The 9876-nt window shown below is 71.8% G+C and carries 10 protein-coding genes and 5 tRNA genes; 3 read left to right on the top strand and 12 right to left on the bottom strand.

Annotated features, from left to right (window positions below; all coding sequences use genetic code 11):
* Positions 1–128: 128 nt before the first annotated feature.
* The 3 genes from ACFV0O_RS36005 to ACFV0O_RS35995 all read right to left on the bottom strand — a co-directional run bounded on the left by ACFV0O_RS36005 (position 129) and on the right by ACFV0O_RS35995 (position 3202).
* Entirely contained in the window at positions 129–1274 is a 1146-nt protein-coding gene (locus ACFV0O_RS36005) for a D-alanine--D-alanine ligase family protein (protein ID WP_380348248.1), read from the bottom strand.
* 96 nt (positions 1275–1370) lie between these two features.
* Positions 1371–2375 carry an NAD(P)H-dependent glycerol-3-phosphate dehydrogenase gene (locus tag ACFV0O_RS36000; protein WP_360262030.1) on the bottom strand — a complete coding sequence of 335 codons (1005 nt, stop codon included), beginning with the start codon at positions 2373–2375 and terminating at the stop codon, positions 1371–1373.
* Positions 2372–3202 (bottom strand): lysophospholipid acyltransferase family protein, encoded by an 831-nt coding sequence (locus ACFV0O_RS35995; protein WP_360262029.1) that lies wholly within the window; start codon positions 3200–3202, stop codon positions 2372–2374. Before ACFV0O_RS35995 ends, ACFV0O_RS36000 begins: the two co-directional genes overlap by 4 nt.
* A 233-nt stretch (positions 3203–3435) precedes the next feature.
* On the opposite strand from ACFV0O_RS35995, the gene cofC reads away from it, so the two are divergent.
* Both cofC and ACFV0O_RS35985 read left to right on the top strand, forming a co-directional pair.
* Entirely contained in the window at positions 3436–4119 is a 684-nt protein-coding gene (gene cofC / locus ACFV0O_RS35990) for a 2-phospho-L-lactate guanylyltransferase (RefSeq protein ID WP_380348245.1), read from the top strand.
* Positions 4120–4180: 61 nt separating this feature from the next.
* Positions 4181–4402, top strand: a complete 222-nt coding sequence (locus tag ACFV0O_RS35985; RefSeq protein WP_360262027.1) for a hypothetical protein — start codon at positions 4181–4183, stop codon at positions 4400–4402.
* Positions 4403–4585: 183 nt separating this feature from the next.
* On the opposite strand, the gene ACFV0O_RS35980 is transcribed toward ACFV0O_RS35985, so the two are convergent.
* The 4 genes from ACFV0O_RS35980 to leuC form a co-directional block, all read right to left on the bottom strand.
* On the bottom strand, positions 4586–5317 hold the full coding sequence (locus ACFV0O_RS35980) for an HU family DNA-binding protein (protein WP_360262026.1): 732 nt from the start codon (positions 5315–5317) through the stop codon (positions 4586–4588).
* Between the two features lie 133 nt (positions 5318–5450).
* Positions 5451–5639: a hypothetical protein gene (locus ACFV0O_RS35975; protein ID WP_380348287.1), complete on the bottom strand. Its 189-nt coding sequence runs from the start codon at positions 5637–5639 to the stop codon at positions 5451–5453.
* Between the two features lie 341 nt (positions 5640–5980).
* Positions 5981–6577 carry a 3-isopropylmalate dehydratase small subunit gene (leuD, locus tag ACFV0O_RS35970; RefSeq protein WP_380348242.1) on the bottom strand — a complete coding sequence of 199 codons (597 nt, stop codon included), beginning with the start codon at positions 6575–6577 and terminating at the stop codon, positions 5981–5983.
* A 3-nt stretch (positions 6578–6580) separates the two neighbouring features.
* The gene (gene leuC, locus ACFV0O_RS35965; RefSeq protein ID WP_380348240.1) at positions 6581–8020 is read right to left on the bottom strand and encodes a 3-isopropylmalate dehydratase large subunit; all 1440 of its coding nucleotides are present in this window, start codon (positions 8018–8020) and stop codon (positions 6581–6583) included.
* A 234-nt stretch (positions 8021–8254) separates the two neighbouring features.
* Here leuC and ACFV0O_RS35960 point away from each other — a divergent pair, with 234 nt between their 5' ends.
* Positions 8255–8968 carry an IclR family transcriptional regulator gene (locus ACFV0O_RS35960; protein ID WP_030246527.1) on the top strand — a complete coding sequence of 238 codons (714 nt, stop codon included), beginning with the start codon at positions 8255–8257 and terminating at the stop codon, positions 8966–8968.
* Positions 8969–9124: 156 nt separating this feature from the next.
* Here ACFV0O_RS35960 and ACFV0O_RS35955 read toward each other — a convergent pair.
* The 5 genes from ACFV0O_RS35955 to ACFV0O_RS35935 form a co-directional block, all read right to left on the bottom strand.
* Positions 9125–9199, bottom strand: a tRNA-Gln gene (locus ACFV0O_RS35955).
* Positions 9200–9248: 49 nt separating this feature from the next.
* Positions 9249–9321: transfer RNA gene (locus tag ACFV0O_RS35950), tRNA-Glu, on the bottom strand.
* Between the two features lie 26 nt (positions 9322–9347).
* Positions 9348–9420, bottom strand: a tRNA-Glu gene (locus tag ACFV0O_RS35945).
* A gap of 27 nt (positions 9421–9447) precedes the next feature.
* Positions 9448–9520 (bottom strand) — tRNA-Glu (locus ACFV0O_RS35940).
* Between the two features lie 46 nt (positions 9521–9566).
* Positions 9567–9638, bottom strand: a tRNA-Gln gene (locus ACFV0O_RS35935).
* Between the last annotated feature and the right edge of the window lie 238 nt (positions 9639–9876).

The following is a 9876-nucleotide window of genomic DNA, read 5'->3' as shown; positions in this document are numbered from 1 at the left end:
CCGGCGCGCGCGGGGGAGCCGCCCCGCCGGGGGGGCCGCCCGCCCCGGGCGCCCGCGCGCCCCCCCGCGGGGGGGGGCGGGCGGCCGGCCGGCCCCCCCCCCCCCGCCCCCTCCGGCCGTACGGACCGCTAGCGCAGCCCGGTCGAGCGCCGCAGCGCCGTCTGCAGCAGCCGGTCGATCAGCTCCGGGTACGGGACGCCGCTGGCCTCCCACATCTTCGGGTAGGCCGAGATCGGGGTGAAGCCGGGCATGGTGTTGATCTCGTTGATCATCCAGGTGCCGTCCTCCAGCAGGAAGAAGTCCACCCGGGCCAGGCCCTCGCAGCCGAGCGCCTCGAACGCCTCGATCGCCTGGCGCTGGATCTCGGCGGTCTCCTCCGCCGTGAGCTTCGCCGGGATCTGCACGTCGGAGGAGTCGATGTACTTGGCCTCGAAGTCGTAGAAGTCGAAGCCGTCACCGACCAGGACCTCGCCGGCCACGCTGGCCCGCGGGCCGTCCTCGAACTCCAGCACGCCGCACTCGATCTCGCGACCGGTCACGCCGGCCTCGATGATCAGCTTGGGGTCGTGCCGGCGGGCCTCCTCGATCGCGGCGTCGAGGTCGGCCAGGTCCTTGACCTTGGTGATGCCGATGCTGGAACCGGCCCGGCAGGGCTTCACGAACAGCGGCAGGCCCAGCTCGGCGGCCCGCTCGCGCACCGCGGCGCGGCCCGCCTCGGTCTCCCAGTCGCGCGGGCGCACGATGGTGTAGTGGCCGACGGCCAGGCCGTGCGAGGCCAGGATCCGCTTGGCGAACTCCTTGTCCATGCCGGCCGCGCTGGCCAGCACGCCGTTGCCGACGTACGGGACGCCCGAGAGCTCCAGCAGGCCCTGCAGGGTGCCGTCCTCGCCCCACGGGCCGTGCAGCAGCGGGAACACCACGTCGACGTCGCCGAGGGCCTTGGGGGCGCTCCCCGGCTCGCTCAGAAGCACCTCCCGGTTGCCCGGGGCGACCGGCAGCGCGACCTGCGCGTCGAGGGACTCGGCGACGTGTGCCACGTCGGGCAGCTTGCCGTCGGTGATGGCCATCCGGGCCGGCTCGTCGCTGGTCAGCGCCCAGCGGCCCTCGTGCGTGATGCCGATCGGCAGCACGTCGTACTTGTCGCGGTCGATCGCCCTGAGCACACTGCCCGCGGTGGAGACCGAGATGGCGTGCTCGGAGCTGCGCCCGCCGAAGACCAGCGCGACGCGCGGCTTCGGGGCGGACGGGTTCGGGGAGGACTGTTCGATGCTCATATCGGGTTTGAGACTACCGTGCGACGTGTTTCCGGGGCGTCAGCCGCCCCGGTGTCCCCGCTCGCCCGGGTCGCGGCGGCCCGGGCGCCTCCCCGGTCAGCGCCGCCGCTCCGCCTTCGCCGAGCGCGACATCAGCGTCTGCAGCGCCTCCTGGGTCGGCCGCCCGTTGTGCACGACGTCCACCACGGCTTCGACGATCGGCATGTCGACGCCGTTGCGCCGGGCCAGGTCCAGCACGGACTCGCAGGACTTGACGCCCTCGGCGGTCTGCCGGGTGGCCGCGATGGTCTCCGCGAGCGACATGCCGCGGCCGAGGTTCATGCCGAAGGTGTTGTTGCGGGACAGCGGCGAGGAGCAGGTGGCGACCAGGTCGCCCATCCCGGCGAGCCCCGCGAAGGTGTGCGGGTCGGCGCCCAGCACCTCGCCGAGCCGGGTGGTCTCGGCCAGTCCGCGGGTGATCAGCGTCGCCTTGGTGTTGTCGCCCAGGCCCATGCCGGCCGCCATGCCGACCGCGAGGCCGATCACGTTCTTGACCGCGCCGCCGAGTTCGCAGCCCACCACGTCGGTGTTGGTGTACGGCCGGAAGTACGGTGTGTGGCAGGCCGCCTGGAGGCGCTTGGCGACCGCCTCGTCGCTGCAGGCGACGACGCTGGCCGCGGGCTGCCGGTTGGCGATCTCCTTCGCCAGGTTGGGTCCGCTGACCACCGCGACGCGCTCCGGGCCGACCTTGGTGACCTCGTCGATCACCTCGCTCATCCGCTTGGCGGTGCCGAGTTCGATGCCCTTCATCAGGCTCACCAGCACGGTCTGCGGCTCGATCAGCGGCGTCCAGGCGGCCAGGTTGTCGCGCAGCGTCTGCGAGGGCACCACCAGCACCGCGAAGTCGGCGCCGGCCAGCGCCTCGGCGGCGTCGGTGGTGGCCCGCACCGTGTCGGGCAGCCGGACGCCCGGCAGGTAGTCCGGGTTCTCGTGGGTGGAGTTGACGGCGTCCACCAATTCCTGGCGGCGGGCCCAGAGCACGACCTCGCAGCCCGCGTCGGCGAGCACCATCGCGAACGCGGTGCCCCAGGAGCCGGTCCCCATCACGGCGCAGCGGGTCACTTGCCGGCCTCCTCGGTGCCCGTGCCCCGCTCGCCCTTGGCGCGCCGGCGCTCGGCCAGCGCGGTGGCGGCGCGCTCCCGGGCGGCCTTGCGCATGTCGTAGCGCTCGGCCGGCGGCTGCTCGCCGCGGACTTCGGCCAGCACGGCGGTGATCGCGGTCATGATGTCCTCGGTGGCGTCGGAGAGCACCTGGGCGGTGAGTTCCTGGCCCTGGTACTTGCTCAGGTCGACCGCCGGACCGGCTGCGACGGTCACGCGGTGGCGCGGGAAGAGGTTGAACTTGCCCTTCCCGAAGCCGGACCGGCCGTACGGCGGGATGATCTCGTGCGCGCCCCAGTGGGCGACCGGGATGACCGGCGCGCCGGTCATCAGCGCGACCCGGGCGACACCGCTCTTGCCGGTCATCGGCCACAGGTCCGGGTCGCGGGTGAGCGTTCCCTCCGGGTAGAACTGCACGCACTGGCCGCTGTCGACGGCGTCGATCGCGGCCCGGAACGCCTGCGCAGCATCGGTCGACTCGCGGAACACCGGAATCTGACCGGTCTTGCGCAGCATGAATCCGATGAAGGGAATGGAGAACAACGAGGACTTGCCGAGAATGCGCGGCGGGCGACCACTGTTGTACTGCCAGTGCGCGTAGATCACCGGGTCGATGATCGAATTGTGGTTCACCGCGGCAATGAAGCCGCCTTGCTCGGGAATGTGCTCCCAGCCCCGCCAGTCGGGCTTCACCAGGGCGGTCGTCACCGGCTTCACCAGCACGGCCGCGAAGCGGTACCAGATGCCGTAGTCGGCGTTGCCGAACTTGGCGTACGAGCGGCGGGCCACCCCAGCTCCTTCTCATCCGATGCGGCGGCACGTGGAGTGCCGCGGTCATGGCCTCCCGGTGCCGCGCACCGGTGCCGGTGGTGCCCGGGCCACGGGCGCGGACCAGTGTCGCCCGCCCGCTCGCCGACTGTCGAGCGGCCGCGCCCGCCCGCCGGGCGGGCGTGATCAAACGCACGTCCGCACAGTTCGGACGGCCTGGCGAGGGCTCCGGGACCGGCGACACAATGACGCCGATGACCCAGGACACCGTACGCCCCAGCAGGCCCGCCGCGCCCGCCGCACCCACCGCCGGCTGGTCGCTGGTGCTTCCGCTCAAGCCGCTCCCCCTGGCGAAGAGCAGACTCGCCCCGTACGCCGGACCGCACCGGTCGGACCTGGCACTGTCCTTCGCGCTGGACACCGTCACGGCGGCACTGGCCACCCCGGGCGTCGCCCGGGTCCTGGTGGTCACCCCGGACGCCGTCGCCGGCGCCCGGCTGGCCGCGCTGGGCGCACTGGTGGTCGCCGACGAACCCGGCGGCGGCCTCAACCGGGCACTGGCGCACGGCGCGTCGGCCGCCCGGGTGCTCGCCCCGGCGGCCCCGCTGGCCGCGCTCTCGGCCGACCTGCCGGCCCTGCGCCCGGCCGAACTGGCCCGGGTGCTCGGCTCGGTGCCGCCGGACGGCCGGGCCTTCCTGCCGGACTCTCCCGGCCTCGGCACCACCCTGCTCGCCTGCACCTCCGGGCACCCGCTGTCCCCGGCCTTCGGGGACGGCTCGCGGGCCCGGCACGCGGCCGGCGGGGCGCTCGAACTGCGCCTCGCGGACGTGGAGTCGGTGCGCCGGGACGTCGACACCGGTGCCGACCTCGGCGAGGCCGCGTTGCTCGGCCTCGGTCCGCACACCAGCGCGCTGTTCGCCCGTCTGAACCCGTCCTGACCGGGTTCGGGGCCCGGGTCCGGTCCCGGGGGTGGCCCGGACCGCTCGCTATGCTGCTGACATGCAGGCCACCGCGTTCACCTTCGACCCCGCCACCCGGGCCGGCTCCGTGCTGCTCGACGACGGGACCCCGGTGCCGTTCGACGCGGCCGCCTTCGACGCCGGCGGCCTGCGGCTGCTGCGGCCCGGACAGCGGGTGCGGATCCGCACCGAGGGCACCGGCGGGGCCCGCCGGGTGGTCTTCGTGACGCTGCAGACCTTCCCCGACCCCGCCGAGGGCTGACGCCCGCACCGGCGCCCCTGCGCGGAAATCCTCCGGGCACCGACCATCCGGTCCCGCCTTGCGCCGTCGAATCCTGACTAAGCGCCCGGAAATCGAAAGAGCCGCGGCGCCCGGTCTCCGCGAATTCGCGGGAGGGTGCCGCGGCTCTTGGCCGAAGGCCGTCCGAGGACGGTCGCGCGGGACTTACTTGGCAGAGGTCTTGCGCGCGGTGGTCTTGCGGGTGGCGGTCTTCTTCGCCGGAGCCGTCTTCTTGGCCGTGGCGGTCGCCTTCTTGGCGGTGGCCGTGGTCTTCTTGGCGGCAGCCGTGGTGGTCGCCTTCTTGGCGGCGGCCGTCTTCTTGGTCGCGGTCGCCGTGGTCTTCTTGGCGGCGGCCGTGGTCTTCGCGGCCGTGGTCTTGGCGGCGGTCTTCTTGGCGGTGGTCGCCTTCTTCGCGGCGGTGGCCGTGGTCTTCTTGGCGGCAGCCGTGGTGGCCGTCTTCTTGGCGGCGGCCTTCTTGGTGGCCGGAGCGGCGGCGGCAGCGGTGGCGGCGCGCTTGGTGGCGGCGCGCTTGGCGGCCGGGGTGGCGGCCACACCGGTCTTGCCCGGGGTGAGCGAGCCCTTGGGGGCCTTCTTCACCGAGGGGCCCTCCTTCGGCAGCTTCTTGCTGCCGCTGACCAGGTCCTTGAAGCCCTGGCCCGGGCGGAAGCGGGGCACCGAGGTCTTCTTGACCTTGACCCGCTCGCCGGTCTGCGGGTTGCGGGCGAAGCGCGCGGAGCGCTCCACCTTCTCGAAGGTGCCGAAACCGGTGACCGAAACCCGGTCGCCGGCCACGACGGCACGGACCATGGTGTCGAGCACTGCGTCGACGGCCTCTGCGGCAGCCTTGCGACCGCCCAGCTGCTCGGCCACCGCTTCGACAAGCTGAGCCTTGTTCACGTCTTCCCCTTCGGAAACGGGCGCCGGATGATTCCATCCGTTCTTTTCGCACGTTAGGTATGTATCTGCGGACTTTCAATTACCAAACGCGCGAATCACCCTAGTGTCGCAATGGATTTGCGCGTCGGCGACCTCAGCCGAGCGGCGGGCGCCCCTCGTCGAGGTCATGTACAAAGCGACTCAACCGCCTTGCCGCCCCCGGAAGATCGCGCTTGGCGGTCTCGGTGACGATGAGGAGTTGACGAGTGAGAGCGGTCTTTGCATCGGCAGACACGTTCAGCGCATGCACGCGGGCGTGAGCTTGCTTCAACCGCTCGGCCACGAGCGCGTAGAGCGCTGCGACTTCCTGGTCGTCCGGCCCCTCAGCTGGCGCGGAGGTGACGTCCGGCCGGTCGTCAATTCGGCGTTCGGATGGCCGGCCCATGGAGTCCTCAGCCGCGGGTTCGCCGCCCGCGTACGGAGGTTCATGGTGCCGGTGCATGTACTGATTGTGCCATCTACCCGCAGTTGTACTTGCGCGGGGCCCTCTTCCGCAAAGCCAAATGGGCAATCCGGGGCGGGCCGCGGCGCTAACTCGTGCTCCGGAACGACGGATGGCCCGGCCCCCCCGAGGGGGGCGCGGGCCATCCGGTGGATCGTCAGAATGCTTGTTCTGAGGGGAACTCAGGCGACCGGCAGAGTACGGGGCTTGAAGCCCGGACGGGTCGCCTCGAAGGCCGCGATGTCGGCCTCGTTCTGCAGCGTGATGCTGATGTCGTCCAACCCGTTGAGCAGCCGCCACCGGACGTTGTCGTCCAGTTCGAAGGCCGCGGTGATGCCCTCGGCGCGCACTTCGCGTGCCTCCAGGTCAACGGTGATCTCGGCCGAAGGGTCACTCTCGGTGAGCACCCAGAGCCGTTCCACGGTCTCCTGCGGCAGGACGACCGTCAGCAGGCCGTTCTTGAGGGAGTTGCCCCGGAAGATGTCGGCGAAGCGCGACGAGACGACCGCGTGGAAGCCGTAGTTCTGCAGTGCCCAGACGGCGTGCTCGCGGGAGGAGCCGGTGCCGAACTCCGGGCCGGCCACCAGGACCGTGGCGCCCCGGCGCTCGGGCCGGTTGAGGATGAACGAGTCGTCCTTGCGCCAGGCCTCGAACAGCCCGTCCTCGAAACCGGATCGGGTGACCTTCTTGAGCCAGTGGGCGGGGATGATCTGGTCGGTGTCCACGTTGCTGCGGCGCAGCGGGACGGCCCGGCCGGTGTGGGTGGTGAACTTCTCCATGGCTCAGGCCTCCACGCTGTACTGGTTCGGGGAGTGGGTGTCGGCGGGCAGGTCCGCGGGGGCGGCGAGGCGGCCCAGCACGGCGGTCGCGGCGGCGACCTGCGGGGAGACCAGGTGGGTGCGGCCGCCCTTGCCCTGCCGGCCCTCGAAGTTGCGGTTCGAGGTGGAGGCGCAACGCTCCCCCGGGGCGAGCTGGTCGGGGTTCATGCCCAGGCACATCGAGCAGCCCGCGTGGCGCCACTCGGCGCCGGCCGCGGTGAACACCTTGTCCAGGCCCTCCTCGACGGCCTGCAGGGCGACCCGGACGGAGCCCGGGACCACCAGCATCCGCACGCCGTCGGCGACCCGGCGGCCCTCCAGCAGGGCGGCGGCGGCCCGCAGGTCCTCGATCCGGCCGTTGGTGCAGGAGCCGACGAACACGGCGTCGACCTTCACCTCGCGCAGCGGGGTGCCGGCCTCCAGGCCCATGTACGCCAGGGCGTTCTCGGCGGCCGCGCGCTCCTGCGGGTCGGCGAAGGACGCCGGGTCCGGCACGTTCGAGCCCAGCGGGGCGCCCTGACCGGGGTTGGTGCCCCAGGTGACGAACGGGCTCAGCTCGCTCGCGTCGATGAAGATCTCGTGGTCGAAGACCGCGTCCTCGTCGGTGACCAGGGTCTTCCAGTACGCGACGGCGGCGTCCCAGTCCTCGCCCTGCGGGGCGTGCGGACGGCCCTGGAGGTAGTCGAACGTGGTCTCGTCCGGGGCGATCATGCCGGCTCGGGCACCGGCCTCGATCGACATGTTGCAGATGGTCATCCGGGCCTCCATGGACAGGCCCCGGATCGCCGAACCGCGGTACTCCAGGACGTAGCCCTGGCCGCCGCCGGTGCCGATCCGCGTGATCACGGCCAGGATCAGGTCCTTGGCGGTGACGCCTTCGGGCAGTTCGCCCTCGACGGTGATCGCCATGGTCCGGAACGGGGCCAGCGGCAGGGTCTGGGTGGCCAGCACGTGCTCGACCTGGCTGGTGCCGATGCCGAACGCCAGTGCGCCGAAGGCGCCGTGGGTGGAGGTGTGGGAGTCGCCGCAGACCACCGTCATGCCGGGCTGGGTCAGGCCGAGCTGCGGGCCGACGACGTGCACGACGCCCTGCTCGACGTCGCCGAGCGAGTGGATCCGGACGCCGAACTCGGCGGCGTTGCGGCGCAGGGTCTCCAGCTGCACCCGGGAGACCGGGTCCGCGATCGGCTTGTCGATGTCCAGGGTGGGGGTGTTGTGGTCCTCGGTGGCGATCGTCAGATCGGTGCGGCGGACCGCGCGCCCGGCCAGTCGCAGTCCGTCGAAGGCCTGCGGGCTGGTGACCTCGTGGAGCAGGTGCAGGTCGATGAAGAGGAGGTCGGGCTCACCCTCCGCACGCCGCACGACGTGGTCGTCCCAGACCTTCTCTGCGAGTGTCCGTCCCATCGGATTCCCTCCAGCCGGCCGCGTTGCCGGCCTTCTCGTGTCGTCGAGGTCGCTGCGTGCTCCGCCCCCGCTGCGGGGCTCGTTCGCGCGACCTGCACGCCGGATCGCTGTCCACGATGCGGACACTCGGAGGAGGCCACATCCTGGATGTCTCCCGGGCTGCTGCATCCAGAGTGGCGCTTTTCCCGCAAGATTGAACTTGCGTCTCGCGGAATGAGACTGCAGTCTTAGGGCATGGACAACACTAGCGGCGTCGGCGTTCTCGACAAGGCCGCTCTGGTGCTGAGCGCACTGGAGTCGGGCCCCGCCACGTTGGCGGGGCTGGTCGCCGCCACCGGTCTGGCGCGCCCCACGGCCCACCGACTCGCCGTCGCACTCGAACACCACCGCCTGGTCACCAGGGACATGCAGGGGCGCTTCATCCTCGGCCCCCGCCTGTCCGAACTCTCCGCCGCGGCGGGCGAGGACCGGCTGCTCGCCACCGCGGGCCCGGTCCTGACCCACCTGCGCGACGTCACCGGCGAGAGCGCACAGCTCTACCGCCGCCAGGGCGAGATGAGGATCTGCGTGGCCGCCGCCGAGCGGCTCTCCGGCCTCCGGGACACCGTCCCGGTCGGCAGCACCCTGCCGATGAAGGCCGGCTCGGCCGCCCAGGTCCTGCTCGCCTGGGAGGAGCCCGAGCGGCTCCACCGCGGCCTGCAGGGCGCCCGCTTCACCGCCACCGCGCTGAGCGGCGTCCGGCGGCGCGGCTGGGCCCAGTCGATCGGCGAGCGCGAGCCCGGCGTCGCGTCGGTCTCCGCGCCCGTCCGCGGCCCCTCCAACCGCGTGGTGGCCGCCGTGTCGGTGTCCGGCCCGATCGAGCGCCTGACCCGCCACCCCGGCCGCCTGCACGCCCAGGCCATCATCGAGGCCGCGAACCGGCTCACCGAGGCCCTCCGCCGCAGCTGACCCCCTCCCGCTGCCCCGGCGATCCCCCACCCGCCCCCTCCCCCACCGACCACCCCCACGAAAGCCGGAAGGGCCCCGCTCGAATCGAGCGGGGCCCTTCGGCGCTTTCCCCACGGAAAACAAAAAAGACCCCGGAAACCGGGGCCTTCCTCTGACTGGCTGGGGTACCAGGACTCGAACCTAGACTAAATGAACCAGAATCACTCGTGCTGCCAATTACACCATACCCCAACACAAAGCAAGGGCCGATGGGCGAGCCCACCGGCTTCCTGCTCTGAAGTACCCCCGACCGGATTCGAACCGGCGCTACTGCCGTGAGAGGGCAGCGTGCTAGGCCGCTACACAACGGGGGCTTCCTGGCGATCCCTTGCGGGATCCGTACCCCCGACCGGATTCGAACCGGCGCTACTGCCGTGAGAGGGCAGCGTGCTAGGCCGCTACACAACGGGGGCTTTCCAGGTGATCCCTTGCGGGATCCGTACCCCCGACCGGATTCGAACCGGCGCTACTGCCGTGAGAGGGCAGCGTGCTAGGCCGCTACACAACGGGGGCTTGATCTTCATTTGTACTGCCGTACTGCTGTTACTGCGGTACTGCGCTGGGGTACCAGGACTCGAACCTAGACTAAATGAACCAGAATCACTCGTGCTGCCAATTACACCATACCCCACCAGAGTTGAACCCTCGTCGGGTCCTTCCCAGGCGTTGCGCCTCTCGTTCGGTCCCGGCCGGGGGGCTTTCGCTCCCTCGTCCGTTCCCTCCCGGGCGGCGCAGAAAGAACATTACCCGACGTCTGCCCTGGCTCCAAAATCGATAACCCCAGGCAGCGGCCAGGAGGCCGGCGGGCGGCCTCCGGGTACGCCCCGGGGGGCCGCCCGCCCGCCGCGCCGCCGGGCCGCCCCGCCCCG

The organism is Kitasatospora sp. NPDC059577, from assembly GCF_042735475.1.
GTDB lineage: Bacteria > Actinomycetota > Actinomycetes > Streptomycetales > Streptomycetaceae > Kitasatospora.
Note: the sequence above shows the minus strand (reverse complement) of the source record. Positions and strands in the feature narration are given on the sequence as shown.